Annotated in this window: 24 protein-coding genes; 7 read left to right on the top strand and 17 right to left on the bottom strand. The window is 50.9% G+C overall.

Annotated features, from left to right (window positions below; all coding sequences use genetic code 11):
- Window positions 1-4 precede the first annotated feature (4 nt).
- From rpsI to tsf, 3 genes are all read left to right on the top strand, one after another.
- Entirely contained in the window at window positions 5-391 is a 387-nt protein-coding gene (gene rpsI, locus AC5FXQ_RS09665) for a 30S ribosomal protein S9 (protein WP_018476900.1), read from the top strand.
- Window positions 392-412: 21 nt separating this feature from the next.
- A complete protein-coding gene (gene rpsB / locus AC5FXQ_RS09670; protein WP_076420834.1) occupies window positions 413-1180 on the top strand; it encodes a 30S ribosomal protein S2 in 768 nt (255 codons plus the stop codon).
- A gap of 176 nt (window positions 1181-1356) precedes the next feature.
- Window positions 1357-2190, top strand: a complete 834-nt coding sequence (tsf, locus tag AC5FXQ_RS09675) for a translation elongation factor Ts (RefSeq protein ID WP_493602261.1) — start codon at window positions 1357-1359, stop codon at window positions 2188-2190.
- Window positions 2191-2329: 139 nt separating this feature from the next.
- Here tsf and AC5FXQ_RS09680 read toward each other — a convergent pair whose 3' ends face one another.
- The 16 genes from AC5FXQ_RS09680 to dapF all read right to left on the bottom strand — a co-directional run bounded on the left by AC5FXQ_RS09680 (window position 2330) and on the right by dapF (window position 20219).
- Window positions 2330-2572, bottom strand: a complete 243-nt coding sequence (locus AC5FXQ_RS09680) for a hypothetical protein (RefSeq protein WP_007659671.1) — start codon at window positions 2570-2572, stop codon at window positions 2330-2332.
- Window positions 2573-2637: 65 nt separating this feature from the next.
- Entirely contained in the window at window positions 2638-4458 is a 1821-nt protein-coding gene (locus AC5FXQ_RS09685; RefSeq protein WP_493602262.1) for a MutS-related protein, read from the bottom strand.
- Window positions 4459-4486: 28 nt separating this feature from the next.
- Complete coding sequence (locus AC5FXQ_RS09690; RefSeq protein WP_493602263.1) at window positions 4487-4912, bottom strand: RidA family protein; 426 nt, start codon at window positions 4910-4912, stop codon at window positions 4487-4489.
- A gap of 157 nt (window positions 4913-5069) precedes the next feature.
- Window positions 5070-6194, bottom strand: a complete 1125-nt coding sequence (locus AC5FXQ_RS09695) for a DUF4097 family beta strand repeat-containing protein (RefSeq protein ID WP_493602264.1) — start codon at window positions 6192-6194, stop codon at window positions 5070-5072.
- Complete coding sequence (locus tag AC5FXQ_RS09700) at window positions 6175-6840, bottom strand: hypothetical protein (protein ID WP_493602265.1); 666 nt, start codon at window positions 6838-6840, stop codon at window positions 6175-6177. The genes AC5FXQ_RS09695 and AC5FXQ_RS09700 overlap by 20 nt, the downstream gene beginning before the upstream one ends.
- Before the next feature lie 27 nt (window positions 6841-6867).
- Window positions 6868-7425, bottom strand: a complete 558-nt coding sequence (locus AC5FXQ_RS09705; RefSeq protein ID WP_493602266.1) for an RNA polymerase sigma factor — start codon at window positions 7423-7425, stop codon at window positions 6868-6870.
- Between the two features lie 416 nt (window positions 7426-7841).
- Entirely contained in the window at window positions 7842-9416 is a 1575-nt protein-coding gene (amaB, locus tag AC5FXQ_RS09710) for an L-piperidine-6-carboxylate dehydrogenase (protein ID WP_493602267.1), read from the bottom strand.
- A gap of 165 nt (window positions 9417-9581) precedes the next feature.
- Window positions 9582-11075 carry a Do family serine endopeptidase gene (locus tag AC5FXQ_RS09715; RefSeq protein ID WP_493602268.1) on the bottom strand — a complete coding sequence of 498 codons (1494 nt, stop codon included), beginning with the start codon at window positions 11073-11075 and terminating at the stop codon, window positions 9582-9584.
- Window positions 11076-11251: 176 nt separating this feature from the next.
- Window positions 11252-11758 carry an Hsp20/alpha crystallin family protein gene (locus AC5FXQ_RS09720; protein WP_493602269.1) on the bottom strand — a complete coding sequence of 169 codons (507 nt, stop codon included), beginning with the start codon at window positions 11756-11758 and terminating at the stop codon, window positions 11252-11254.
- A 146-nt stretch (window positions 11759-11904) separates the two neighbouring features.
- Complete coding sequence (locus tag AC5FXQ_RS09725) at window positions 11905-12681, bottom strand: porin family protein (protein ID WP_493602270.1); 777 nt, start codon at window positions 12679-12681, stop codon at window positions 11905-11907.
- Between the two features lie 5 nt (window positions 12682-12686).
- Window positions 12687-13886, bottom strand: coding sequence for a M20 metallopeptidase family protein (locus tag AC5FXQ_RS09730; RefSeq protein WP_493602271.1), 1200 nt, complete (start codon window positions 13884-13886; stop codon window positions 12687-12689).
- Between the two features lie 120 nt (window positions 13887-14006).
- Window positions 14007-14519 carry a sporulation protein gene (locus AC5FXQ_RS09735; protein ID WP_493602272.1) on the bottom strand — a complete coding sequence of 171 codons (513 nt, stop codon included), beginning with the start codon at window positions 14517-14519 and terminating at the stop codon, window positions 14007-14009.
- Window positions 14503-15174 (bottom strand): deoxyribose-phosphate aldolase, encoded by a 672-nt coding sequence (gene deoC / locus AC5FXQ_RS09740; RefSeq protein ID WP_493602273.1) that lies wholly within the window; start codon window positions 15172-15174, stop codon window positions 14503-14505. Before deoC ends, AC5FXQ_RS09735 begins: the two co-directional genes overlap by 17 nt.
- Window positions 15175-15311: 137 nt before the next feature.
- Window positions 15312-18677, bottom strand: a complete 3366-nt coding sequence (gene secA, locus AC5FXQ_RS09745; protein WP_493602274.1) for a preprotein translocase subunit SecA — start codon at window positions 18675-18677, stop codon at window positions 15312-15314.
- A 235-nt stretch (window positions 18678-18912) separates the two neighbouring features.
- The gene (locus AC5FXQ_RS09750; RefSeq protein ID WP_493602275.1) at window positions 18913-19431 is read right to left on the bottom strand and encodes a GNAT family N-acetyltransferase; all 519 of its coding nucleotides are present in this window, start codon (window positions 19429-19431) and stop codon (window positions 18913-18915) included.
- Window positions 19432-19433: 2 nt separating this feature from the next.
- On the bottom strand, window positions 19434-20219 hold the full coding sequence (dapF, locus tag AC5FXQ_RS09755) for a diaminopimelate epimerase (RefSeq protein WP_493602276.1): 786 nt from the start codon (window positions 20217-20219) through the stop codon (window positions 19434-19436).
- A gap of 101 nt (window positions 20220-20320) precedes the next feature.
- On the opposite strand from dapF, the gene AC5FXQ_RS09760 reads away from it, so the two are divergent.
- The 3 genes from AC5FXQ_RS09760 to AC5FXQ_RS09770 all read left to right on the top strand — a co-directional run bounded on the left by AC5FXQ_RS09760 (window position 20321) and on the right by AC5FXQ_RS09770 (window position 23191).
- Window positions 20321-21211 carry a class I SAM-dependent methyltransferase gene (locus AC5FXQ_RS09760; RefSeq protein ID WP_493602277.1) on the top strand — a complete coding sequence of 297 codons (891 nt, stop codon included), beginning with the start codon at window positions 20321-20323 and terminating at the stop codon, window positions 21209-21211.
- Window positions 21212-21301: 90 nt separating this feature from the next.
- Complete coding sequence (locus tag AC5FXQ_RS09765; RefSeq protein ID WP_493602278.1) at window positions 21302-22165, top strand: hypothetical protein; 864 nt, start codon at window positions 21302-21304, stop codon at window positions 22163-22165.
- Window positions 22166-22252: 87 nt separating this feature from the next.
- On the top strand, window positions 22253-23191 hold the full coding sequence (locus AC5FXQ_RS09770; protein ID WP_493602279.1) for a Ppx/GppA phosphatase family protein: 939 nt from the start codon (window positions 22253-22255) through the stop codon (window positions 23189-23191).
- A 77-nt stretch (window positions 23192-23268) separates the two neighbouring features.
- Here AC5FXQ_RS09770 and AC5FXQ_RS09775 read toward each other — a convergent pair whose 3' ends face one another.
- Window positions 23269-25656, bottom strand: coding sequence for a hypothetical protein (locus tag AC5FXQ_RS09775; protein ID WP_493602280.1), 2388 nt, complete (start codon window positions 25654-25656; stop codon window positions 23269-23271).
- Window positions 25657-25845: 189 nt separating this feature from the next.
- Between AC5FXQ_RS09775 and AC5FXQ_RS09780 the strand changes: the two genes are divergently transcribed.
- Window positions 25846-26913, top strand: a complete 1068-nt coding sequence (locus tag AC5FXQ_RS09780; RefSeq protein ID WP_493602281.1) for an Ldh family oxidoreductase — start codon at window positions 25846-25848, stop codon at window positions 26911-26913.

The following is a 26913-nucleotide window of genomic DNA, read 5'->3' on the forward strand; positions in this document are numbered from 1 at the left end:
ATTAATGGAAGTTATCAATACATCTGGTAGAAGAAAAACCTCGGTGGCTCGTATCTACATGACGGCCGGGCAAGGGAATATCACTATTAACGGTAAAGATATCAAGGCGTACTTCCCTGACGAAGTACTGCAAACTATTGTGAATCAGCCGTTTCAAACCTTAGAAGCTATTGGCAAGTACGATGTTACTGCTAATCTAAAAGGTGGTGGTGTAAGCGGCCAGGCTGAAGCACTTAGACTTGCTATCGCGAAAGCACTGGTAGTAGAAAACGCTGAGACTAAATCTGCACTCCGCAAAGAAGGATTCGTAACCAGAGATCCTCGTATGGTGGAGCGTAAGAAGTTCGGTAAGCGCAAAGCGCGTCGTTCATTCCAGTTCAGTAAACGTTAATATTAAAGGTGTATCAACAACATGGCAAGTACTAATTATAAAGAATTACTTGAGGCAGGTGTTCACTTCGGTCACCTTACCCGCAAGTGGGATCCGAAAATGGCTCCGTACATCTTCATGGAGAAGAACGGTATCCACATCATTGACCTGAACAAAACTTTGGTTGCCCTTGAAGAAGCTACTTCAGCTATCAAGAACATCGCGAAGTCTGGTCGTAAAATCCTTTTCGTAGCTACCAAAAAGCAGGCACAGGACATCGTAGCTGAAGAAGCTCGTCGTCTTAAAATGCCTTATGTGACCGACCGTTGGTTGGGTGGTATGCTTACAAACTTCGCTACTGTGCGTAAGTCGCTTAAGAAAATGTCTACTATCGACAAGATGGTAAAAGACAACACAGCTTATGCAGCTATCGCAAAGCGTGAGCGTCTGATGCTTTCTCGTGAGCGTGAGAAACTGGAGCGTGTACTGGGTGGTATTGCCGACCTGTCTCGCCTGCCAGCTGCTCTGTTCATCGTGGACGTGAAGCGTGAGCACATCGCAGTAAAAGAAGCACAGAAGTTGAACCTGCCTGTATTCGCGGTTTGCGATACAAACTCAAACCCTGAGACGGTTGACTTCCCAATTCCAGCAAACGATGACGCTTCTAAGTCTATCGCCCTGATCGTTTCTATCATGGGTAAGGCCATTGAAGAAGGTCTGTCTGAGCGTAAAGTGGACAAAGAAGAGACTGAGCGTAAGCGTTCTGAAGAAGAAGGCATCAAAGCCAAGCAGGAAGCTGACGAGCAATAATCTCGCATGCATATAGCATAGTAAATAAACTGAACATTGGGCCCTCAAGCTTCAATGTTCAGTTTGTTTTAGGGGATTTAGGAAGAACATAGGGTATACTTTAATTCTCTACTTGAGCTCCTGACCACCTCAAAAAGACTCTTAATTATTAATTCATAATTCTTAATTATAAAAAGATGGCTATTACAGCACAAGACGTTAACAGACTTCGCCAGGAAACTGGTGCAGGTATGATGGATTGCAAAAAAGCACTTACTGAAGCCAACGGTGACTTCGAAGCTGCTAAAGATATTCTGCGTAAGCAAGGCCAGAAGATTGCCAGCAAGCGTGCTGACAATGCTACTTCTGAAGGTATCGTGTTGACAAGCGTAAGCGAAGACGGCGCTACTGGCCGTGTAGTAGCTTTAGCTTGCGAAACTGAGCCTGTGTCTAAAGTAGAAGATTTCCAGAACCTGGCTAAAAGAGCTATGGAGACTGCTGTTTCTACTGGCGCTTCTTCTAAAGAAGAATTGCTGGCAGCTGCTCAGGCTGACGGTCGTTCACTGCAGGACCACATCACTGACCTGATGGGTAAAATCGGTGAGAAGATCGACGTAGTTTCTTACGAGACTGTGAAGGCTGAGAAAGTTGTTGCTTACAACCACTCTAACGGTAAACTGGGTGTTTTGGTAGGTCTTAACAACACAAACGGTACTGATGTGACTGAAGTTGGTAAGGACATTGCGATGCAGATCGCTGCCATGAAGCCAATCGCTCTTGACAAAGACGGCGTTGACTCTGCTACTATCGAGCGTGAGATTGAGGTTGGTAAGGAGCAGGCACGTGCCGAAGGCAAGCCAGAGCAAATGCTGGAGAAAATCGCTATGGGTAAACTGAACAAGTTCTACAAAGAGAACACCCTGTTGAACCAGGAGTTCGTAAAAGACCCATCTTTGACTATCTCTCAGCTGCTTGAGAAGACAAGCAAAGGTTTGACTGTATCTGAGTTCAAGCGTGTAGCTATCGGCTAATCCGAACTAGCAATCATAATAGAAAAGGCTCTGATTTCTCAGAGCCTTTTTTGTTTTCTACACCTACAACAACGAAATAGGATATTGCTCAAGTATAGGTTTCTACACCTTTATTAGGTACAGAAACTAAATGCATAGCTTAGTCATTCCGCCTCACTGTGCTCACAAAGGCATCACGCATATCCTGAAAGCGATTGACAACCGCTTCAATGAACTCCTCGTCCAGCAGGGCGATCGCTCCCTCGTCTCCTGCTACTTCGGTTTCCTCTATTTTATAAATCTGTTCCAGGTTGGCTTTCTCCAGCTTCAGGATATATTTTCCGTTGTAGGAGTGCAGCGTGATTTTCACGTGCGGGTTAGGGATGTCGGCTACTACTCTCATAGGTTTATTTGCTGGTTGAAATATGTTGATATGCTAACGTAAAAAAAGGCCTTTGGTACACGCTTCTACCCTGCCGCATCGCTGCGCTCCATCTCTATACCCATGAGCTGCATCAGCTTACTGGCGTTGAAGCTGCGGCAGATACCGCGTTGCAAGGTATAGTCAAAGAGTATCTTGTCGCCCTCGATGGTGCTGTTAAAACTGAAGTTCTCAACACTGCCCGGCAGCTCTTGCTCCATGGCGCCCAGCTCCAGGTCGTGTGTAGAGATCAAGCCGGAGGCGTTGCGGCGGTGCAGCTGCCGGATCAGGGCCATGGCACCGGCATGACGGTCGCGGGAGTTAGTGCCTTTGAGTATCTCGTCGAGCAGGTAGAAAACCGGCTCCTCCCCTTCTGTCATGTTGAGCAAAATACGCAGGCGCTTGAGCTCGGCATAGAAAGACGATGTATTCTCTGCCAGGTTATCGGCGGTGCGCATAGCGGTATATACCTGAGCCGGGGCTACTGTCAGCCGTCGGGCACATGCGGCTGCTCCCATAAAGGCCAGCACCATGTTGATGCCTACCGTGCGAAGGAAGGTCGTTTTCCCTGACATATTGGAGCCCGTCACCACAATCGTTTTACCTGCCCCCTGCATCTGGAAATCGTTGGCGATTCGCTCTACTGAAAAGATAAGTGGGTGTGCCAACTGCTCGGCATCGAATTCGAACGGTATAGCGCTTAACTCAGGTATAGCAAAATGCGGCTGGGCGTATTGAAAAGCTGCCATACTGGTCAGTGCTTCGAAGTCTGCCAGCAGTTCAAGTGCCTCTTCCACCTGGTCCAGATGCTGTGCTTTCCAGGATTCAATCCGGTAAATCCACACAAAGTCCCACATCAGGATCGTGTTCAGAAAGAAGCTCATCAGCGTGCTCAGTCGCCATGAGAAATAGTCGATGATGGTGGCTACTTTTCCGATAGCTGTGGAAGTGGGTATGCTGTCTTTATAGAGGCGTGTCCTGATCTCCTCCAGAAGCGGAGCCTTGAAGGTATGGGCCTCCAGGTGCCGCAGCTGGTCGGTATAGCTTTGCATGGCTTCATACATGCCGATGCTCTTGTCGTAGTAGTCGTCACGCACCTTCTGGAACTTGAGTCCCAACAGGTACTGGATGGCTAAGAGCGCAAGGGCTATGTAGCCAGAGTAGCCATAAAACCAGGCTGCAATGGCCGCTAAGGTCAATACAGGCAGGACAAACACCAACAGCTTCAGCCAGGGATGCTCCTTATAGAAGTGCTGCGCCCGTAGCCAGCCAAAGAACTCCTGTGTATTTGCCTCCGTGTGCTTGTAGTGCATCGGCTTCACGATGGCCAGCTGCAGCCACTCCTGTTGCTCGGGCTGTGCCAGTTCAGCCACCGCTTCCTGCCTGCGCAATACCTCCGGGGCAGGTGCCGCCTGCCGGAACCACTGAGCCAGCCGTAGCTTACCAATGCTGGTCACGGAGCGGTTCATCAACTGAAAGAGCGAGTCCGGACCGAAAATATCCAGGTCGGAGGTATAGGGATGATGATCGTCTCTGAAGGCATCGCCGCCGTCAAAGGTATGGAGCTTACCATGGAGCCGATCGATCTCCTGCAGGTTGAGTTTGCCCAGTAATTGCAGCTGCTTATACCTGTAGTCGAGGCGGCTGTGCCAGCGCATGACCAGCATAAACAGAATGTAAAACCCAACGATGCTGATGATGCCTGCGCTGGTGTTGCCATCTCTGAAAAAGAGCCAGGCCGTAATAGCTCCCGCCACAAACACCACCACCCGCAGCCACGACACTGACTTCGATTTGCCAGCTGCTTTCTGTTCCTGTTCAGCATAGGCCGTGGCCCGCTGCTTAAATTCGTTTTCTCTGTTGTTCACGTATAGCTCTTCTGTTTGCAGGTATAGCCTAGCCGATCGTGGCGATGCACTTCAGCTCGATGGCGATGGGGGTCGGCAGTTTGTTTATCTCTACCGTAGTGCGGCAAGGCTGATTGTCCTTGAAATATTCAGCATAGATGCGGTTGTAAGTGGCAAAGTCATCTTTCATGTTCGTCAGGAAAACGGTCACGTCCACCAGGTTCGTCCAGCTCGAGCCGGCATCTTCCAGGATGTAGCGCACATTCTGAAACACCGAATGGCACTGCGCCTCAATGTCGTACGACGTAATGTTACCAGCCTCGTCCAGCTCGACTCCCGGTATCTTTTTGGTACCTCGTTCCCTTGGTCCAACGCCAGACAGAAACAAAAGATTGCCCACGCGGCGGGCATGCGGGTATAGCCCCACAGGCTCAGGGGCTTTCGATGAATTGAGAAGCTCTTTGTCGTTTGTCATACTCAAAGATAAAACTTTCTTGCCAGCATTCTGAGGTAGGCAGCTTCTTCCATACCTCATCAATGAAAAAGCCAGCCCAAAACAGGCCGGCTTCTCTTACCTTAAACATACTCTGTTATTCAACCCAATTGGGGGTAATATGTTTCAAACCAAGTGTTTATTTTGTGAACCGCACGTCTTTGTACTTTGAGGTAATGTTGATAGTACCTTTTGGCGCAGCGCTTCCATACTTGCCTTTGTAAGCTGCTGAGGTATGGCCCTGCTCCAGATTGGTGAACTTTACCAGATCCCGGTCAACTTTAAAATCGGCAAATTGCAGGTTTATATCGAAATCGAAAGCAGCGCCATCATCAAAGTGTAGTTGTATAGGAGTGAACCCTCCATCCAAGGATATGTTTTTGAAGTTCTTCTGCACCTTGTCTACCCTAAAAGTGCCGTATTTCACCTCCATGTTCAGTGCTTCAACCAGGTTTCCGATCTTCAGGTCTGTAAACTTGGATGAACCATTCACACCATTAGTGGCAGCTAGATTTACATTGGAGTAATCCAAATCCAGGCTTCCTTTATTTATAAAACCAATTGTGTTCTGTGTATTCGAGCAGAAAGAAGCCTTAATATTGTTCGACACGTTTGACAAATTACCTACTTTAAATGAGCCGTGCTGCACGTTCAGGTCTACTGTTCCTTTCATATCAGGCAGGTATACGCTACCAAACCTATTCTTCACAGTAAGTGCATTATCGGTGGGCATATTGATGGTATAGTTGATCTGGAAACTCTGGTGACGGCCATTGGAGTTTATAGACCCCATCTCAGTTTTAACAGAGATGGTGTTGCCGCTTCGGCTGTCGGCTATGTTGATCTTGTTCAGCATTTCCTGCGCCAGCTGCTCTGAGTTGGCACGACTGATGATGTCTACCTTCACTTGTATCTCATTGCGATTCCAGGTGTTCACATGCACGTTGCCGAACTGGTTATTGATATTCAGTACATCCGACTTACTAACCTTGTAGGTCTTTTCGAATGTTTTGCGCTTTTCTGAACTGTAGGTATAAACCTCAGCTTCCTGCCAGCCTGACTGATGCGGCACCACCACAGGTGGTACTGGTGGCAAAGGAGGAGCAGGCGGCAGTGTCTGCTGCGCGGCAAGGGCTGGTGGCGCAGGTGGCATTTGGCTTGGGCAAGGCTCCGGCGCATAGGGCTGTGCCATGGCCAGGGCTGGCAGTATAACCAAAAGCGTAGCTATGTGGTAGCGCAATGATTTAAATAGTTGTCGTTCCATTGTTCTGTGGTTCAGTAGTATCCTGTTCTTTTATAGCTTCTATTTTCTTGAGCACTTCCAACTGACGGTTCAGCACTTCGATCCGGATCTGCAGGTTCTGGATCATGGCCGCCATCACTTGGTCGGTGTTCGGAGTAGTGTGTAATTGATTCTTGAGTCGGGTATAGCTGCTGTCGAGGCGGGCCAGTTCACGGTCTATCTCACGTGTTTCGTCCAGACCGAGCACTTTCAGGTCGTACTCGCTCAGCTCTTCGCGCTTGCTGTTGATCTGACTGGTATAGTATACCTCCACCTCAGCCAGTTCAGGAGCCACCTGGTATACCGAAGGCTGCTCACCCAATGTGGTATTTGCGGCAATGGTGTTAGTAGCAGTCGGGCTGTTCTGTTTCACCATCCAGAGGGTGATGCCACAAGCCAGCAGGAGCACGATAGTGGCTGCCACTCGCATGAACATGAAATCGGCTGTGAAGTTGAGGCGCTCCCCGAAGTTGATGCTGATCACCTTGGCTTCTTTGCTGGGCTTCTCCTCCTGTGCCTTCTGTGTATTCAGTTCGGTACAGATCTCCTGCCACAGCTCCGGTCTGGGCTCGAACATGTCGAAGTCCTCCCGGTTTTCGTTCACAAATTCCTTTAATCTATCTTTCATCTCTCTTCTCTTTATGATCTACCACGGCTAGGCCATGGAATGTGTGTCTTTCATAATCTCCAGCAGCTTCTTGCGGGCCCGGCTGTACTGCGACTTCGAAGTAGACTCGCTTATACCTAGCACCTCGCCAATCTCAGCGTGGTCGAAGCCTTCCAGCAGGTATAAGCTGAGCACCACTCTGTAGCCGTCGGGCAAGCGCTGTATGGCGCGGCGCACCTGTTCTACCTGCCACTCGGTATCGTCGTGATACTCCTCGTCAGGTATATCGCCTGCCAGGCGGTCTTCGAGCGGCACCAGTTCCGAGCGTCGCTTGCGGACGGCATTGACTGAGGCGTTGATCACGATCCTTTTGAGCCAGCTCCCGAATGAAGCTTCTGCTTTGTAAGAATGCAGGTTTTTGAAGGCGCTGATGAAGGCTTCCTGCAGCACGTCCTCAGACTCGGCATAGTCATTGGTGATGCGCATACTCACGTTAAACATGGCTTTGGAGTACAGTTTGTACAGTTCGTACTGGGCACGGTTATCCCCTTCCCTGCAGCGCTGCACTACCTGTGCGTTTACATCCTGAAAAGTGCCTTTTTCCAAAATCGCCTCGTTTATCGTGTTCTTTGCCTTGTTAGTCGATCAATACTGCTATTTCATCTTATATCTTTTCCTTCCCTTCCTACTTTCTGCACTAAAGACACAAGCAAATGCGTGGGGTTGCATCAAGTTGCAAAATATTTTAGAGAATTTTCCGTTGCTCACTGCTGCATTACACCACTTCGCTCAATTGCCAGGTATAGCCACCAAAAAAAGCCAGCCCCGGATGGAGCTGGCTTAGTATGGATCTTCCTACAGGGCCCCTACCCCAAGGATCTACATGATTAGAGGATTTGCAAGATTCAGTATGTACAAAATTAAAATTTGCGGATTTTAAGATTCACTTAGTGAGCGAATCCTATTAATCTTAAAATCCTGTAAATCCTTGGGGTAGGGGCCCAATATAAAGATTCGGACAATTAATCCATAATATCGAACTTGATACCCTGCGCCAGTGGCAACTCGCGGCTGTAGTTGATGGTGTTGGTCTGACGGCGCATGTAGATTCTCCAGGCGTCGGAACCGGACTCTCGACCACCGCCGGTGTCTTTCTCGCCACCAAAGGCACCACCGATCTCAGCACCAGATGTACCGATGTTCACGTTGGCAATACCGCAATCTGAGCCCCAGTGGCTCAGGAAGGCTTCCGTTTCGAGTATGTTGGTAGAGAAGATGGACGAAGAAAGGCCCTGCTTCACACCGTTCTGGATGTCGATAGCGTTCTCCACTTCTCCGCTATACCTGATCAGGTATAAGATCGGCGCAAAGGTCTCCTCCTGTACCATGTGGTAATGGTTCTCGGCCTCCACGATGGCGGGCGTTACATAAGTTCCTGTCGCGTACTGCTCGCCTTCCAGCACTTCACCACCAGTCAGTAGCTTACCACCTTCTTTCTGTACTTCTTCCAATGCATTCTGGAAAGCATTCACCGCATCCTTATCGATCAGCGGACCAACCAGGGTTGTGGCGCTAAGCGGGTGACCGATCGGCAGGTTCGGGTATATTTTGAGCAGGCGATCGCGTACCTGATCGTATATATTCTCGTGAATGATCAAACGGCGGGTAGAGGTACAGCGCTGCCCGCAGGTACCTACGGCACCGAACACCACGGCACGAAGTGCCATTTCGATGTCAGCATTCTCCGTCATAATAATGGCATTGTTGCCACCAAGCTCTAACAGCGACTTGCCCAGACGGGCACCTACTGCTTCGCCCACTTTCTTGCCCATGCGGGTAGAACCTGTAGCCGAAACTAGCGGAATACGGGTGTCATGTGCCATCAGGCTGCCAATCTCAGCATCACCGATGATCACGTTGAAGATACCTTCCGGCAATTCGTTGTCGGCCAGCACGTCGCGGATGATGTGCTGACAGGCGATAGCCGTAAGCGGAGTTTTCTCAGATGGCTTCCAGATGGTTACGTCGCCGCAAACGGCTGCCAGCATGGCGTTCCAGCTCCAAACCGCTACCGGGAAATTGAAGGCCGAGATAACGCCCACAATGCCCAGCGGATGGTACTGCTCGTACATGCGGTGCTGCGGACGCTCCGAGTGCATCGTGTAGCCGTGCAACTGGCGGGACAAACCAACAGCGAAGTCGCAGATGTCGATCATCTCCTGCACTTCGCCCAGGCCCTCCTGCAGGATCTTGCCCATCTCGTAGCTCACCAGCTTGCCCAGTGCCTCTTTGTGCTCACGCAGCTTGTTACCGATCTGGCGCACCACCTCACCCCGTTTCGGAGCAGGCATCTTGCGCCATACCTTGAACGCTTCCTGAGCGGTGCTTACCACTTGCTCGTAGTCCTCGGCGGTGGCCATGTTCACGGTCGCAATCAGGTTGCCGTCGGCTGGTGAGTAAATGTCGCGGGTAGTGCTATTTTCGCCGCCCCAGTTCAGGCCGGTGCTGTAGGCTGGGTTCAGTTCTTTTATACCTAGCTGCTGCATCACATCGGCAATCGCTTTCGTCAATGGCAGTTCATCTATGGTCTGTTTCATAATTTTACCTGTGTTTTGGGTTAAAGGTGTTGTAACTGTGATCCACAATAGCGAGCTGTCGGGCAGACCGCTCTGCTGCATGAAGATAGGCCTTTTTTCTCTTCTATTAAAACAAAAAAGCTTCTGCCATGCATGGCAGAAGCTTTTTTGTGCTATGGTCAGGTCTTAGCGCTTCCCGATCGGGTAGTAGGCTTTCAGACCGTCAGGGTATACACCCTCAATATAAACAATGCCGGTCTCAAAATTCTTCAGGTGGCGCTCCACATCGGAAGGCACGTTCACCGCATACTTATCGATACGCGTAATGATGAAGCCGTCTTTCATACCAGTATCGCGGAACTTGCTCTTAGCAACATTAGCGATCTTGGCGCCACCGTCTATACCTAGTTTGTTCATTTCCTGCTTGCTCACTGCCTCAAATGTAGCACCGTCAAAGGTTACAGAGTTGGCTGTGCTGCGCTTCGAAATCTCGGTGCTGTTATTCAGGTTCTTCAGCGTTACATTGGCTGTGCGACTCTTACCATCACGCAGGTACTCTACCTTCACTTTATCACCAGGACGGTAGCGCGCCACCTGCTCCAGCAACTGCGAAGAGCGAGCTACTTTCACATCGTTGATGGCTGTAATTACGTCACCGGTACGAAGACCGGCTTCTTTGGCACCACCTTCTTCTACTTCAGCCAGGTACACACCATTCAGCGTGCTCAGGTTTTTCTCTTTTGCCAGGGCAGCATCAATTTCCTGAATGCGGGCCCCTAACAGGGCACGCTGCACTTCGCCATACTTAAGCAGGTCATCTACTACCTTGCTCACAATAGCCGAAGGCACAGCAAAAGAATAACCGGCAAAAGAGCCCGTCTGCGATGCAATAGCGGTGTTTATACCTACAAGGTCACCGTTCAGGTTTACCAGAGCTCCCCCACTGTTACCCGGGTTCACAGCCGCATCTGTCTGGATAAATGACTCGATGCTCAGGTCGCGGTTTTGGGTAGTGCGCAGGATGTTGATGTTACGCCCCTTGGCACTCACAATACCTGCTGTTACTGTAGAGGTCAGGTTCATCGGGTTACCTACGGCCAGCACCCACTCCCCTACCTGCAGGTCGTCGGAGTTGCCGTAACGGACCACAGGTAGTTTGTCGGCGTTAATCTTCAACAGCGCCAAATCGGTGGTAGGATCGGTCCCTACAAGCGTGGCTTCAAACTTCCGCTTATCGTCCAGCGTCACTTCTATTTTGTCGGCACGGTCAATTACGTGGTTGTTGGTCACAATGTAGCCATTAGAGGCGATGATCACGCCGGAACCAGAACCCATCTGCGGGCCGCGTGGCACGCGCTCACCAAAGCCGTCGCCAAAGAACTCACGCAGGAACGGATCCATGGGCGTGTTGCTGCGCTGTGCGGAGCGCACACTATACTCGGTCATTACGTGCACCACGGCAGGCGTGGACACCTGTGCTGCTTTTATAAAATTAAGACCTTCCGGCACAATCACATCGCTGCTGCGCATGTCACTTGTGTAGCGTACGGTCGGGTACTGCTGTTGAGTCTCTACTCCCTGCGGACTATCATTCTCCAGCAACTTATAGCTGCCTACTGCCACACCGCCGCCCATCAGCGCCGAAAGTGTAAGGCCAACAATAAACTGTTTCGTCTTCATGTATTGAACTCCTCCTGATTGGTGAATATCTAATATTAAGGATTATATATATAATAAACCCATAACGCTAATATACTATACGGCAGTATACAAGGTCAAGGCAATTCGCATTCTTTAACATTTCTATAACAAAAAAGAGGCCAGTTTAGGTGACCTCTTTTTTGTGTGATGTTCTCTTACTTTTCTTTGCCGTTCTCAGAGGCTGTGGCTGCCACACGCTTTTGTTTCGCTGGCTGCTTCGCTTCCTCCCCGCCTGAGATTGTGATCTGGCGCTTCATGGTTTTCTGCTCGTCTTTTGGCACGTTCACCAGCAGCACGCCGTCCTGCAGTTGTGCAGATATCTTGTCTGCATCTACGTTGTCAGGCAGATAGAAAGAGCGGGAGAAAGTACCGTACTGGGTTTCCAGCATCTGGTAGCGACGTCCTTCCTCTTTCTTCTCGAAGCGGCGCTCACCCGAAATCGTCAGTTTACCTTCCTGGAAATCGATGGAGATGTCCTCTTTGCGAATACCAGGCAAGGCTACTTCAATTTCATAACCGTTTTCGGTTTCGCAGGCATCGACATGTGGTGTAAAACCAGCGAAGCCTCTTGAGTTTACAGACTCGTTGAAGAATCTATCTAGCATTGAGCTGAAAGTTTGCGGCATGTCATCCTGCATGCCATTATATTTTCTCAGTACCATAGCTACCTCCTTTTTTTAAGTTCTTGATTTCACTTACACTCAGGATATAGCTAAAAGTTTGCCAATCGTTTTATTTTATAAAATCATGAAATAATGTCATTTACGAAGCAGTTCAAGACTGACGTTCCTGTCAACTTTTCAGAAGTTTAGTAGGTATAGCTGCCTATAGAAACCGCTCTATTAAAGGTATACTTAAGTTCCAAGCCAAGGATGGGTGAAATGCGGTTGCGCTTCGTGGTATAACCTGGCTCCACCAGCACCCCGTCTTTGTCATATTTCGGCCCCACCTCCACGAAGTAGTAATCGGTCTGCCGCAGGAAGTAAGGCGTGATACGAAATCGGTCGCTAACCTCGTAGGTGGCGTCCAGTCTGAGGCGGGTGCGGTCGATGGTGCGTACCAGCAACTCGTTCGTTTCTTCACCAAATTCCTTTACCACAAACAACTCATAAGACAGTGATGGAGTAATGAAGCGCTGCCCCAGTGGAAGGCGATTGCCCAGCTCTGCCAGCAGCCTGAACCGTGCAAAAGGGTCGCGTCGCTCCTGGTTCACATAGTCGAGCATCAGCTGTTTGTTGAAGTATAAGCCTTTGATGTTGCCGGCATGGCGGATAAAAGCCGAGGTAAAGTTACTCGAGGGCATGTCTTCCTTGGCATAGCGGAACATAGCACCCGCCAACCAGTGATCCGTAAAGGCATGTTCGTAGCCCAGCGTGAATTCAATGCGCTCAAAGCTGCCCACGCCATTATAGCGCTCGTCGGTGTTGATGCGGTACTGGTTCTGCAGAAATAGCAGACCGCTCTCACCGAGGCCATAGCTCACTTGCAACTCAGGCCAGATAGCGGTTGGTGCCTTTATTTTGCTTTGTGCCTTGCTCAGAAGCGGCAACACAGCTAGGGCGAGTATCAGGTATAGCTTTCTCATAAATATTATCGATTATCAGCTGCCAGTTCCTGCACGGCAATCCAGGCCATCAGCCCGATGCCGGTTTCCAGTGCCGCTTCGTCAATGTCAAAAGTTGGGGTATGCACACCCGAGATGATGCCGCGCTCCTCGTTGCGGGTACCCAATCGGTAGAAGCAGGCAGCCACTTCCTGTGAGTAATAGGCGAAGTCCTCGGCACCCATCCACAGGTCAAGGTCCACTACATTGTCCGCTCCCAGGTATAGCGCTGCTGCCTCACGGGCACGGCCGGTCAGGTCCGGGTCGTTCTTCAGGAAAGGATAGCCAAACTTGATGTCGATGTCGCAGCTGCCGCCCATGCTTTCACAAAGCCCCTCTGCCAGTTTCCGTATACGGCGGTGCGCCTCTTTGCGCCATACCTCATCCATGGTCCGGAAAGTGCCTTCCACTTTTACTTCGTTCGGGATCACATTGGTAGCACCCAAGGCTTCCACTTTGCCGAAAGAAAGTACCGTTGGCACTTTAGGACTGGCGTGGCGACTCACGATCTGCTGCAGGGCCACGATCAGGTGCGAGGTGATCAGCACGGGGTCTACGTTGAGTTCCGGAAGCGCCGCATGGCCGCCTTTGCCTTTTACCGTGATGTATATTTCATCAGCACTGGCCATGTACATACCTGACCGGAAGCCTACTTTGCCGGCCGGCAGCATCGGGAACACGTGCTGTCCGATTATACCTGCTGGAGCTGGTTGCTGCAGCACGCCTTCTTTGATCATAATGGAAGCACCTCCAGGAAACTTCTCCTCTCCCGGTTGGAAAACCAGTTTTACGGTGCCTTCAAATTCCTTACGTACCTCCTGCAGAATGCGGGCAGCTCCCAACAAAGAAGCGGTGTGCACATCATGTCCGCAGGCATGCATCACACCCTCGTTCTTCGATTTGTAATCTACAGCGTTTTGTTCTGTTATAGGAAGCGCATCCAGGTCTGCCCGCAGGGCGATGGTTTTGCTCTCTGGGTTTCGTCCTTCGATCATGGCTACCACTCCGGTGTTAGCCATGCGGGTAGTTTCCAGCCCATAGCTTTGCAGCACCTGCTCTACATAAACAGCCGTGTTGTGCTCTTCAAAGGAAAGCTCCGGGTTGGCGTGCAGGTGCCGGCGTATACCTATCGTGTCCTGAGTATAGGCTGTGGCCAGCTCTTTTATTTTCTGTGCTAATTGATTCATGTAAATAATAGGGCAACAGGCCCTTGACGGGCCTGGTATCTTCTGTCAAATATAAAAAGAAAAACGTTGCAGCCGCCTGAGCAACTGCAACGCTGTATACCTGTAGCGGGTCGCTACACCTCAGTTTTTAGGTATGTTGATCTGCTCCTGCACAATGTGGGCATTAGGTATAAGATCACTGATCTGGTTGAGCACCTGCTGCGCCTCCATGCGTGTAAAATAGTCGCCTATCTTTAGTCTGAAGTTTGGCTGCTGGTAAGTCAGGTAGTCCTTCTCCTCCGGCACGCGGGCGATGATCGCTTTGCGCAGGTCCATCACCGTCTGACGCTCAGAGCCGTTATAGGCCAGTATGCGGTAGCCCTGTGCATAGCGGATGTTCTTGTTCACACTGGCCACCGAATCCAACAACACGGCGACCTTGGCATTTGCGTGGTTAGTCGGCTCTACCCTGGCAACTGCCGGGGAATTGGCCGCTTCAGCCGGGTAAGTCGGACGGTATACGCTGATGTCATCTACTACACGGGCACTGGTAGTGGTTCTGTCCGGTGAACTTTTACGGGCCTCTGCTGAAGGCTTGCAGGCCGATGATACTATTAGGGCAATAATAAAAAGAAAACTAAGCGCTCTGTTCATGCTTTACAATTTGAATACTGGCAGAGCAACCTAACCGGTCGGCTCCCGCCTCAATTAACGCCAGGGCATCTGCGTATGTTTTAATGCCACCTGATGCTTTTATTTTGATTTGGCTCGGCAGCACGCGGCGCATCAGCTGCACATCCTCCACCCGGGCGCCACCTGAAGCAAAGCCTGTCGATGTTTTTACGAAGTCCACACCGGCCGCCGCGCAGATCTCACAGGCTTTGGCAATCTCGTCCTGCGAAAGCAAAGCCGTCTCGATAATCACTTTCAGCTCCGCCTCTTTCAGATGGCAGAAGTTCGCCAGGTCGCTCAGCTCATTCTGTATCTCGCTATACCTGCCAGACTTAAAGAACGACACGTTCATGACCACATCAATCTCATTTGCGCCGTCTGCTATGGCTTGGTGAGTCTCCAGAAACTTTACTTTTGGATGCTGGTAACCCAGCGGAAAGCCCACCACCGTGGCTACTTTCACTCTTGCGCCTGGCCCCAGTCGCTCGGCAGCAGCCTGCACGTAGCACGGTGGCACACACACTGCCGCGAAACCATAGCTGCGGGCCTCGTCACACAATTGCATCACCTGCTCAGCTGTGGCATCGGGGCGCAAAATGGTGTGGTCTATATAAGTAGCAAGATCTTCTCCTGACATAATTCTTGACAAAAGATGTTTTAAACAAAGACAAAGGATATAATGCCTGGGCACTGCACCCGTTCTTATATCCTTTGCTTTCAGATGATCATGTAAAAGAATAGCCGCCAGACTTTTCAGAAGGCGGCTATCTGCGATTAGTCTTCAATCAGTACACATCGGTTGTGGAGCAAATCCTCCTCTACCGTTTTGAACTTCACGTCCTTGAGCACACGGCCGTCGTTGTACTGCACGCTTACGCGGTCATTGCGGCCGGCCACTTTTTGTGAATGTGCAGGCATGATCTTCTCCGGCTCCGGAGCGTGCATCGGGCCGCTGTTATGCTCCAGCGACGAGTGCACCTCCTCTTTCTGCTCGTGCAATACAGGTGGCTTCGGCATTTGCTGCGGACGTGGTTCCTGTACGTGCTCTGGCGCCTGCACCGGGATGTAGGCATGGAACAGGAAGGATACCGTCTCTTCATTCACTTTGCCGATCATACGCTTGAACAGCTCAAACGATTCGAACTTGTAGATCAACAGCGGGTCTTTCTGCTCATACACTGCGTTCTGCACCACTTGCTTCAGGTCGTCCATCTGGCGCAGGTGGTCGGTCCAGGCCTGGTCGATCGTGCCCAGTGTAATTACTTTCTCCATCGCACGGATCAGCTCCATGGCATGACTTTCATACGTCTTGGTCAGGTTAGCCACGGCGGCCAACTGGCGCTTGCCGTCTGTGAATGGCACAGCTACGTTCTCGATCATCGGTCCACGGTTCAGGTGGATGTTCTCGATGATCGGGTAAGCCTGCTCGGCAGTCTGCTTGTTCTTCGTCAGGTAGTGGTTCAGCGCCTCGTTGTAGAGTCGCTCCGCCAACTGGTTCGCCTGCACCGACTTGAACTCATCTTCTGTAATAGCAGTGTTGATACCGAATACACGGATGATGTTGAGCTGGAAGTTCTCATAGTCACCAATGTTTTTGTAGTTCACCACCATGTCTTCGCTGATATCGTAGATCATGTTCCAGATATCAAGCTCCAGACGCTCACCATACAGGGCGTTGCGGCGGCGCTTGTACACCACTTCACGCTGTGCGTTCATCACGTCATCGTACTCGAGCAGACGCTTACGCTGTCCGAAGTTGTTTTCCTCCACTTTCTTCTGCGCACGCTCAATTGAATTCGTGATCATCGAGTGCTGAATCACCTCGCCTTCTTCCAGACCCATGCGGTCCATAAGTTTGGCGATACGATCAGAACCGAACAGACGCATCAGGTTATCTTCCAGCGACACAAAGAACTGCGAAGAACCCGGGTCACCCTGGCGACCGGCACGACCACGCAACTGGCGGTCAACGCGACGAGACTCGTGGCGCTCCGTACCAACGATGGCCAGGCCACCAGCAGCTTTCGATTCAGGAGCAAGCTTGATGTCGGTACCGCGACCGGCCATGTTGGTGGCGATGGTTACCGTGCCCGGCTTACCGGCTTCAGCCACAATCTCGGCTTCCCGCTGGTGCTGCTTGGCGTTCAGTACCTGGTGCTTGATCTTGCGAAGGGTCAGCATACGACTCAGGAGTTCCGAGATCTCTACAGAAGTAGTACCTACCAATACCGGACGGCCTTTCTCTGTCAGCTCTACGATCTCGTCGGCTACAGCATTGTATTTCTCACGCGTGGTCTTGTATACCTTGTCGTGCTCGTCTTTTCTTTGGATCGGACGGTTGGTTGGGATCACCACCACGTCCAGTTTGTAGATGTCCCAGAATTCGCCTGCTTCTGTCTCGGCTGTACCTGTCATACCTGACAGTTTGTGGTACATACGGAAGTAGTTCTGCAGCGTAACCGTGGCGTAAGTCTGCGTAGCATCCTCTACTTTCACGTTTTCTTTCGCCTCGATGGCCTGGTGCAAACCGTCAGAGTAGCGACGGCCTTCCATCACACGACCTGTCTGCTCGTCAACAATCTTCACCTTATTGTCCGGCGTCACGATATACTCCGTGTCTTTCTCGAACAGGGTATAGGCCTTGAGCAACTGGTTGATGGTATGCACACGCTTGGTCTTCTCCTGGAAATCAGCGATCAGTTTTTCTTTTGCGTGCAGTAACTCCTCTTCGTTGAGCGACTTGTCGTTCTCGATGTTAGCGATCTCCGTTCCGATGTCCGGGAGGATAAACAGCTGCGGATCCTCGCCCTGACCAGTGATCAGGTCGATGCCTTTCTCAGTCAGTTCGATCTGGTTGTGCTTCTCATCGATAGTGAAGTAAAGCGGCTCGTCGGCCTCTGGCATCATGCGCGAGTTGTCCTGCAGGTAGTAGTTCTCTACCTTCTGCATGATGGCGCGATTACCAGTCTCACTCAGAAATTTGATCAGCGGCTTGCTCTTAGGCAGACCACGGTAGGCACGGAACAAAGCCAGACCACCGTCCTGTGTATTCCCCTCCTTGATAAGGCGCTTGGCCTCCGTCAGGAAGTTCATTACTACTTTGCGCTGGGCATCTACCAGGGTGGCGATGCGTGGCTTCAGTTGGTAGAACTCGTGCTCATCGCCGCGTGGCACCGGACCGGATATGATCAATGGCGTACGGGCGTCGTCAATTAACACAGAGTCCACCTCATCGACCATAGCGTAGTGGTGCTTGCGCTGTACCAGGTCTTTTATTTCGCGTGACATGTTGTCGCGCAGGTAGTCAAAGCCAAATTCGTTGTTGGTACCGTAGGTGATATCCGCACGGTAGGCGTTGCGACGGGCCTCAGAGTTAGGCTGGTGCTTGTCGATACAGTCGATGGTGATGCCATGGAACTCGAACAAAGGCGCCATCCACTCGGAGTCACGGCGAGCCAGGTAGTCGTTCACGGTTACCACATGCACCCCGCGCTTCGACAGAGCGTTCAGGAAGGCAGGCAGCGTTGCCACCAATGTTTTACCTTCACCTGTAGCCATCTCCGCGATTTTACCCTGGTGCAGTACGATACCACCGATTAATTGCACATCATAGTGCAGCATTTCCCAGGTAATTTCGTTGCCGGCAGCCATCCACTTGTTTGCCCAAATGGCTTTGTCGCCGTCAATCTGCACGTTTGGCTTGCGGGTAGCCAGGTCGCGGTCCATGTCGTTGGCGGTTACCACCAGCTGACCGTTCTCTTTCCAGCGGCGGGCAGTTTCCTTTACAATGGCAAAACCAACAGGCAGTACTTCCATCAGCACTACCTCCAGCTCTTTATTGCGGTCCTTCTCCAGTTCGTCGATCTCTGAGAAGATGTTCTCTTTCTGCACAATGTTCAGCTCCGACTCATCAGCCACACGCTTGTGCAGAGCGGCTATTTTCTCGTCGATAGGCTTGAGACGTTCATCAATGATGCCTTTTATCTCGAGTGTCTTCTGACGAAGCTGGTCGTCGGTGAGGCTATTAAGCTTTGCGTACTCCTCGTTAATTTTGGATACGTAAGGCACTACCTCCTTTATATCTCTGTCGGACTTGGTTCCGAATAGTTTCGCAACGGTTTTACCGAAAAAATCAAACATCTGTATTGGTTGTTCTTAAATGAAATCCTGCGTTTGCAATATCGTCAAAAATAAGCTGTTTTTCTGAGATATCTAAGGCAATGCACTAAAACAATACCAGAATGACAGCTGCATGGCGTTTCTGCCATATTTGCCGATAGGCTATACTTATTTTCTCAACAAAGCTCAGGCAGTGTAAATTCCTGTGTCAGAAAGGGAAAGTTGTGGAATGGGTTGTGGCATTGTGACAGGAGATTTAAAACACCCGCTGCATCTCCACCACGTCATCCCAACCCCCATCAGACTTGCGCAGCCACTCACGGCGGACGCCTACTTCTTCAAAACCAGCACCCTTAAAAAGCTTAATGCTGCTATGATTGCTGGCGGTGATGCTACAGTATACCTGGTGCAGTTGCAGGGTATGCTGGCAGTAATCAAGCAATAGTTTCAGCGCTTCGGAGGCGTGGCCTTTCCCGCGGTATGCAGCCGCTACCACAATGCCTATACCTGCGCGGCGATGCAGGGGGTCGAAGTCGAAGAGGTCGATGGCGCCGATGGGCTCTTGATCACGGTTGCAGATGACCAGCCGGAGCTGCTTGACAGTGTAGATGTCGAGGGCGGCGTTTTCTAGATAAGCTTCCAGCACAAACCTGGAGTAGGGCGTGAGCGTATTGCCCACCTGCCACGTGGAGGTATCGTTCTCCAAGGTATAGAGGAAATCCAGGTCAGTGGGTTCAAGAGCCCGTAGGTAGATATGTTCGGAGCGAAGAAACATGGCTATACCTTCTCCGGCACCGGTACTGTACCTGTGAACACCAGCTTAGCAGGGCCGATCAGGTAGATGTAGCGGAAACCTATACCGTGCTGCTCAAAAGCTACTTTCAGGTTGCCGCCGAGTGTCTTTACTGAAACCGGGCTTTCCATACCCGTCATGCCTGCTACCAGGGCACAAGCCGTTACGCCGGTACCACAGGAAAGGGTTTCGTCTTCCACACCACGTTCGTAAGTGCGCACATAAATACTGTTATCCGATAGGCGCTGCACAAAGTTTACATTGGTACCCACTGCGTTGAAGCGAGGGCTATACCTGACAAGGCGGCCTTCGGCGTACACATCCAGGTTATCGATATTCTCCACGAAACGCACATAATGCGGCGATCCGGTATTAAGGTAAAAGTCGTCTTCGATGCGCTCTACTCCTACCACATCGGTCATCTTCAGTTGAATTTCTTCCCGCTCGATTGTGGCCTGGTGCTCGCCGTCAGCGGCCAGAAAGTAGGCTACATCTTCGATCACACCCAGTTGTTTCGCAAAGCGAACCGTACAGCGGGCACCGTTTCCGCACATGGACCCCAAGCGACCGTCGGCGTTGTAGTACACCATCTCGAAGTCATAGTCGTCGTGATTTTGCAGCAGGATCAGTCCATCAGCTCCTACACCTGTACGGCGGTTGCAGAGGTTCCTGATCAAATGCTCGTCGTCTGCCGGGAAGGTCAGCTTCCGGTTGTCGATCATCACGAAGTCGTTGCCAGTGCCCTGGTATTTATAAAAGCTAAGTGCCATATAGTAGAAACAATTAAACCAGCTCTTGCGTGCAATTTTCAGGCACGGCATATAATTCGTAATTTGCCAACCTTACACAGCCGGATATAAACAGCAAATATATGTATTCCTTTTTAACAACAGAAAACTGGTCTGACTACGAACTCGTTGACTCAGGTAATTTTGAAAAGCTGGAGCGCTTTGGTCAGTACTACGTGGCCCGTCCCGAGCCACAGGCCATCTGGGACAAGCACCTGCCCGAGTCAGAGTGGCAGCGCATGGCCAATGCCGTGTTCACCCGCGACAAGGGCAGCCAGGAAAAAGGCCAGTGGAAACTCAAAAAAGAAATGCCGGAGCAGTGGTACATCGATTACCAGTACAGCGACCTGAAACTGCGTTTCCGTTTGGGCCTGTCTTCGTTCAAGCACGTGGGCCTGTTTCCGGAGCAGGACAGCAACTGGAAATTCATTTACAACAAGACCCGCTCGCTGAAGACTAAAACGCCAAAGGTGCTCAACATGTTCGCCTATACCGGTGCCGCCACCCTGGCCGCCAAAGCCGCCGGCGCCGACGTAACGCACCTCGACTCGGTGAAGCAGGTTAACTTCTGGGCCCGCGACAACATGGAGGCCAGCGGCCTGGATAATGTGCGCTGGATCGTGGAAGACGCCATGAAGTACGCCCGCCGCGAAGTGAAGCGTGGCAACACCTACAACGGCATCATCCTGGACCCTCCTGCCTACGGGCGCGGCCCGAATGGTGAGAAGTGGCAGCTGGAAAACGAGCTGAACGAGCTCATCAAACTCTGCCACCAGATGCTCGACAAAACCGACTACTTTTTAGTGATTAACCTCTACTCCCTCGGCTTCTCAGCTTTGATATTAGACAACCTGATGCGCCTGACGTTTGGGGAGCAGATTCAGAATGAAGAACTGGGCGAGATATACCTGCACGACAGAGGAGAGCGGAAGCTGCCGCTGGGTACTTTCTTTAGGTTTAGTTCGGAGGGGTAGGTGCTTGAATCTATTTCATATATAAACTGTTTAGCAGTCTAAATTTAACCAAGGTTTAATTAAAATTAGACCAGTATTTACAAATAAAAGATGGGGCGAAAAATGGGGATGTCATTAATGGTAATTGGAGTATTATGCTTCATAACAGGATTTATATTCTATTCTAAATCGAAGAATGTTACTGATACTGCAAATCAATTTTTAGAGAAAAATAATACGATTTACACTTCAACAGATGTAAGCGAGGTCGCACCTTCTACTTCTACAGCAGACACAGATAATTCATTAAGCTCCTCCAATTCTAGCAATTCCTCCCTTAACTCAAATGAGTTAGCCAGAGTTGTTGATATGGCTATCGCTGACGGTGTACTTACTCCTAACGAGCGAAGTCTTATCAAGGAAATCGCAAACTCAAATGGCCTCGATTATAATGCTATCATACAAGATGTTGAGAGTAGAATTGCAGCATCAGGTTCATCAGAAACAGAAATAATAGATGTTAACAAAAGGAATGGTGACGATTTTGAAAAGTTCGTAGTACAGAAGTTTGATAGTAGGTTCTTTAAAATCAAGGAGTGGGCGGGTGACAAGTACGTAAATGGCAGATATGCTAAAACTAACCAGCACCCTGATTTGCTAGTAGAGTTTGCATTACAAAAAGAGTCAGCAGAATTTGCTGTTGAATGCAAATGGCGAAGCACCTTGTACAAAGGTGGAGTTGAATTTTCGACTGCTGAACAACTTGAGAGATATAGGGCTTTTGAGAAAAAGAAAAAAACGCCTGTTTATATCGCTATAGGTATTGGAGGAAAAGGAGAAAGCCCAGAAAGCCTTTATGTTGTTCCCCTGAAAGAAGTAAAATCAAATTTTATCTCACTTTCGGCTTTAAATAAGTACAAGAAGTATATTGACAAGAACTTTTACTACGATACTGAAACACAAAGATTAAGATAAAGTTACTTATAAAGCCTACATAAATCGGTAGATGCGCTAATTAATAGATTATAAATACTTGATAACAAAAAGCAACTCTCTCCTCCTATGACCAAACGCCTCGCACTCATCGACATGGGCACCAACACCTTTCACCTCCTCATCACGGAGGTAGATGCCAATGGTAACCGCACGGATTTCGTGAAAACCAAGTTGCCCGTACGATTAGGCCAGGGAGGCATCAGCAAGGGGGCAATTGCGCCGGAGGCCTATGAACGGGCTTTGAGAACACTGAAGGATTTCCGGAAGCAGATCGACGAGTATAACGTGGAAACAGTGCGGGCCATGGCGACCAGTATGGTACGCAACGCCAGCAACGGCGAAGATTTTGTAAAGGACGTGTTCAAGGAGACCGACATACAGGTAGAAATAATTGACGGTGCCCGGGAAGCGGAGTTGATTTACTACGGTGTGCGCTCGGCCAGCGTGTTGGATGAACAGACCTCCCTGATCATGGATATTGGCGGGGGTAGCGTAGAGTTTATTCTTTGCAACAACCAGGAGATCTTCTGGAAACAAAGCTTTGAAGTAGGTGCCCAGCGCCTGATGGATAAGTTCTTCACAGACGATCCTATACCTGTAGCAGAGGTCGCAGCAGAGAAGCAGTTTCTGGCGCAGAAACTGCAGCCGCTCACCGAAGCTGTGGAAAGGTATAAGCCCACTCGACTGGTAGGTGCGTCCGGCACGTTCGACACCCTGTGTGATATCGACGCGCTGAACCGTGGCGACAATACCCGACAGCTTTCGCAGCCTGCAATTTCTTCCTTGCAGGTCTCCGACTTCTACAAGATATACCAGGAACTCCTGCACAAAACGCATGACGAACGCCTGGCTATACCTGGCATGCTGGAGATGCGGGTCGATATGATTGTGCTGGCCAGTATACTGGTGGACTTCATACTCGAAACTTATAGCCTAAAGGAGATTCGGGTGTCGGCTTATGCCCTAAAAGAAGGTGTACTGGCGCAGGCACTCGAATCGATGTAGTCGCAACTATATACATTAAAACAGATCGAGCCTGCTTTAATTAGCAGGCTCGATCTGTTTAGGGGCTATCACTATACTTATCCTTTCGCCAGCTTCTTACGCTCCTTTTCATAGGCCTTGCCCAGGTGCTTCAGTTTCTTGTCGCCTTGAGTATAGGTGGCTGCCATCACCTTGGCCGTTTCGGTCTGGCCGCTGCTCACGTCTTTTATAGCCAACTGTATACCTAGCTGCTGCTGTGTCTTCTTGGTTTTGCCCTTGGCATAACCACTGTTGAGCAGCTTAGCCAGAAGTTGCAGTGCTGCTTTTTCCTGATGGATACTTGTAAAATGATCTACCACAGTAGCAGTGAAGGCCAGCTTGCTTTGCTCCCGGGCAAAGTTGTACAGCGAAATGTGATCTAATCCGAAACGAGCAATCGACTTATTAAGGTAGTGCTGTTCGGCATCGTTGTAACGTTGTATGGCATCCGTATAGCGACCTGTTGCTACCATGCGGTTCGCCTCCTCGAGCATGCGCTGGTAGGCTGCTGCGTCGGCAATGGTGGCACGTCCGTCTTCTGCCGTGAACGTAGCGATGGTGCAAGTAGCTTTTGATCCGGCCGCATTAAGAGCAGCCTGGTAAGCTTGGTCAGCAGCGATGAACTTCTTCTCCTTCACAAGCGATTGTGCAGCGGCATAATGGCGGTCGTATTCAGCTTGCACGTTCAGACACTCCTGCGTAAAAATGCGATCGCGTAATTCGATATACTTGGCCTGCACCTCAGTGTCACGTTCCAGGGCATAGCGGCTGCGCATATTCTCAGCTGAGCTGGCTACTGCTCTGGCATCGGCGAGCCTGTTGCCCATGGCCAGGGTATAGCCCTCAGCCAGCTGACTCAGCAGCACTGGTTTGGCAGCCTGCTGCAACAAACTATTAAGCTCACGCACAGGCTGGAAGGTATAGCTTTGCTCTAACGCCAATGCCGACTCGAACTGCTCCAGTGCATTGCGGTAATCTTTTGACTTCATGGCCTGACGACCTTTGTCAATGTGCTGCACATAGTACTGGTACTTCACCTGTCCCTGCAGCTCAGCCGCCTCAGTGGCGTCGTGCAGCAGGTAGTCGTACTGGCGCTGGAAGGTATAGGCATCGTCAGCCATCTGCTCAGCCTGTGCCAGGTCGCCACGGCTCAGAGAGCGCTTTCCCTCCTCCACTATACTGCGGTAATAACCAAACACGGCACGGCCTTCACCGTCATTCAGGGCAGGCATGTTGCAGCGCAGTCCGCCCAGGGTGCTGCACAAAGTGCGGGCATCGGCGTATGCTGCTACGGCACTGCGATAGTCGCCACGGCTGTTATGAGCATGACCTTCTGCCATAAACGAGCTGTAAATGTCGTGCGCCAGCCCCAAAGCCATCTGCTGGGTTTCAGGGTCTACACGCATTTGAGTGAGGATGTCGCGGGTACGGCCAGCCGCTTCGTGCACGTTGCCACTCATGAAATCCAGACGGGCCAGTTGCAGGTGCGCAGGCGCGAAACGTGGGTTCACCTCCAGCGACTTGACAAAATAAGTGCTGGCAGCCGCCAGATTGTTGCGGGCCATTAGGCTGATGCCTCTGTTGTAGAACTGCTGGTCGAGCGTAGCCAAGGTATGGTTCACTGCTTTGCGACGCTCTTTCAGCAATTGATTCAGCTGGTTCGACTTGGCCACATAGCGCTGCGGGTCGTACTGGTTCAGGCTCAGTTTATCAGAGAAGCGCTTGTCCTGCAGCTTCTTCAGCATTTCTTCCATATCACGCAGGCGTTGGTCCTGCTGCTTAATGCGGTCCACGTCGTCGTGCTTGATCAGGGTGACATCCTGCAGCATCTTATTAAGGGTGGCATCAGCAGCATAGTAGTCTTTGATCAGGCTGATCCGTTCCTCCAGTTCCTGCACATCTGCATGGGTATACACCAACTCCAGCCCTTCCACTTTCAAGGTATAGCCTTGGCCATTGGCGGTGTCTGGCACGGTGGTTTCGAGTGCCACAATGCCATTCGGCTTTAGGTTCAGGGCAGGCAGGCTATAGCGCTTTACTTCTTTCTGCTGACTGTTAAGTAAACGCACCGTCATCTTGGTGTGCTCCGGCAAGAGCACGCTGCCCAGGTCGAAGCCGCGATAATGCACATTGCCGCTCACGCCTATTTGCTGCAGCTGCACTTTGATCTGCAGCTGATCACCGGCTTTGGCAATGCGGGCCTGCTGCTCCAGGCGCACCACAAACTCAGGCTTGCGGCTCGGGCGCCCGCCAGATTTATTGGTAGTCGTGCCTCCTTCGGTTAGCAGCTGTATCAGCTTGTTGCTGTTTACCTGACTGCTGTTGCCAGCTGCCTCCTGCCTGATCAGGAAAGAAACAGGTATAGCTTCATTAAACACAAGCCGGCTCTGTGCCTGTACCGCGACAGCCGCTGTGAGTATCCAGATCAGAAGTAATGCTCTTTTCATAGTCGTATCGTTTTAGCCTATATTGGCCAAGTCAAAATCCATTCCACTTTTCTAATGAATCCCGAAAGTATAGAAAAAAGGGTATATAAATGATGCTCAAAGGTATAATTTCCGTGAAGGACAATCGCTTGAGGAATTGCGAGGCATTGGCCTGATATTTTTTTAATTTGCGGCACTAACAAGATTGCTATGTACCCATACCGACACCTCTTCGACTTCACCCGCGAGATATTTCTGAACATAGGCTGCTCCCTGGAAGATGCACAGCTAGCCACCCAGGTATTGCTGGAAGCCGACCTGCGCGGCGTCGATTCCCATGGCGTGGCCCGACTGAGTGGCTATATTCGCCTCTATGAAGCCGGACGCATCAACTCAAAGCCCACCATTTCCATCGTGCACGAAACGCCTAGCACCGCCACAGTGGATGGCGATAGCGGACTTGGTCTGGTGGTCGCGCCTCGTGCAATGGAGATCGCTATGAAGAAAGCAGAGAATGTTGGCTCAGGCTGGGTGTCGGTGCGCAACTCGAACCACTTCGGTATAGCCGGTTACCATGCCATGCAGGCCCTGCAGCGCGACATGATCGGCATGGCCATGACCAACGCCAGTCCGCTGGTGGCACCAACCCACTCGACGCAGCGCATGCTGGGCACCAACCCGATTGCGGTAGCCGTGCCAGCCAACGAGCAGCCTCCTTTTGTAGCCGACCTGGCCACCACCACTGCCGCTAATGGCAAGTTAGAGATCCTGCAGCGCAAGCAAAAGAAAACGCCGAGCGGATGGGTGCAGACAGCTACAGGGCTGGGCTCTACCAACGCTTTTGAGGTACAGGCTGGCGGTGCGCTGCTTCCTTTGGGTAGCACCAAGAACCGCGGCAGTCACAAAGGCTATGCGCTGGGTTCTATTGTCGATATTTTCTCAGGTGTGCTGTCGGGTGCCAACTACGGCCCCTGGGTGCCACCGTTCGTAAGTTTCCTGGCTCCTCCCGCCGATCCGGTGGGGCAAGGTATAGGACACTTCTTCGGTGCCATGCGCATCGACGCCTTCCGCCCTGCCGACGAGTTTAAGCACCACATGGACAACTGGATCAACGCCTTCCGCAACGCCCAGGTAAAACGAGGTGAAAAAGCCGTGCTTATACCGGGTGATCCGGAGCGCATCATGACAGCCAAACGCCTTCAGAAGGGTATACCGCTGCTGCCACCTGTTGAAAAAGACCTGGCAGAAGTTGGCAAGAAGTTCGGCGTAAAATTCTAA

This window comes from Pontibacter sp. LHS1, from assembly GCF_058932855.1.

Bases quoted from the DNA above. Each gene is read 5' to 3' on its own strand.
- rpsI (WP_018476900.1), top strand. From the start codon at position 5: ATGGAAGTTATCAATACATCTGGTAGAAGAAAAACCTCGGTGGCTCGT.
- rpsB (WP_076420834.1), top strand. From the start codon at position 413: ATGGCAAGTACTAATTATAAAGAATTACTTGAGGCAGGTGTTCACTTC.
- tsf (WP_493602261.1), top strand. From the start codon at position 1,357: ATGGCTATTACAGCACAAGACGTTAACAGACTTCGCCAGGAAACTGGT.
- AC5FXQ_RS09680 (WP_007659671.1), bottom strand. From the start codon at position 2,572: ATGAGAGTAGTAGCCGACATCCCTAACCCGCACGTGAAAATCACGCTG.
- AC5FXQ_RS09690 (WP_493602263.1), bottom strand. From the start codon at position 4,912: ATGACAAACGACAAAGAGCTTCTCAATTCATCGAAAGCCCCTGAGCCT.
- AC5FXQ_RS09695 (WP_493602264.1), bottom strand. From the start codon at position 6,194: ATGGAACGACAACTATTTAAATCATTGCGCTACCACATAGCTACGCTT.
- AC5FXQ_RS09700 (WP_493602265.1), bottom strand. From the start codon at position 6,840: ATGAAAGATAGATTAAAGGAATTTGTGAACGAAAACCGGGAGGACTTC.
- amaB (WP_493602267.1), bottom strand. From the start codon at position 9,416: ATGAAACAGACCATAGATGAACTGCCATTGACGAAAGCGATTGCCGAT.
- AC5FXQ_RS09715 (WP_493602268.1), bottom strand. From the start codon at position 11,075: ATGAAGACGAAACAGTTTATTGTTGGCCTTACACTTTCGGCGCTGATG.
- AC5FXQ_RS09720 (WP_493602269.1), bottom strand. From the start codon at position 11,758: ATGGTACTGAGAAAATATAATGGCATGCAGGATGACATGCCGCAAACT.
- AC5FXQ_RS09725 (WP_493602270.1), bottom strand. From the start codon at position 12,681: ATGAGAAAGCTATACCTGATACTCGCCCTAGCTGTGTTGCCGCTTCTG.
- AC5FXQ_RS09730 (WP_493602271.1), bottom strand. From the start codon at position 13,886: ATGAATCAATTAGCACAGAAAATAAAAGAGCTGGCCACAGCCTATACT.
- AC5FXQ_RS09735 (WP_493602272.1), bottom strand. From the start codon at position 14,519: ATGAACAGAGCGCTTAGTTTTCTTTTTATTATTGCCCTAATAGTATCA.
- deoC (WP_493602273.1), bottom strand. From the start codon at position 15,174: ATGTCAGGAGAAGATCTTGCTACTTATATAGACCACACCATTTTGCGC.
- secA (WP_493602274.1), bottom strand. From the start codon at position 18,677: ATGTTTGATTTTTTCGGTAAAACCGTTGCGAAACTATTCGGAACCAAG.
- AC5FXQ_RS09750 (WP_493602275.1), bottom strand. From the start codon at position 19,431: ATGTTTCTTCGCTCCGAACATATCTACCTACGGGCTCTTGAACCCACT.
- dapF (WP_493602276.1), bottom strand. From the start codon at position 20,219: ATGGCACTTAGCTTTTATAAATACCAGGGCACTGGCAACGACTTCGTG.
- AC5FXQ_RS09760 (WP_493602277.1), top strand. From the start codon at position 20,321: ATGTATTCCTTTTTAACAACAGAAAACTGGTCTGACTACGAACTCGTT.
- AC5FXQ_RS09765 (WP_493602278.1), top strand. From the start codon at position 21,302: ATGGGGCGAAAAATGGGGATGTCATTAATGGTAATTGGAGTATTATGC.
- AC5FXQ_RS09770 (WP_493602279.1), top strand. From the start codon at position 22,253: ATGACCAAACGCCTCGCACTCATCGACATGGGCACCAACACCTTTCAC.
- AC5FXQ_RS09775 (WP_493602280.1), bottom strand. From the start codon at position 25,656: ATGAAAAGAGCATTACTTCTGATCTGGATACTCACAGCGGCTGTCGCG.
- AC5FXQ_RS09780 (WP_493602281.1), top strand. From the start codon at position 25,846: ATGTACCCATACCGACACCTCTTCGACTTCACCCGCGAGATATTTCTG.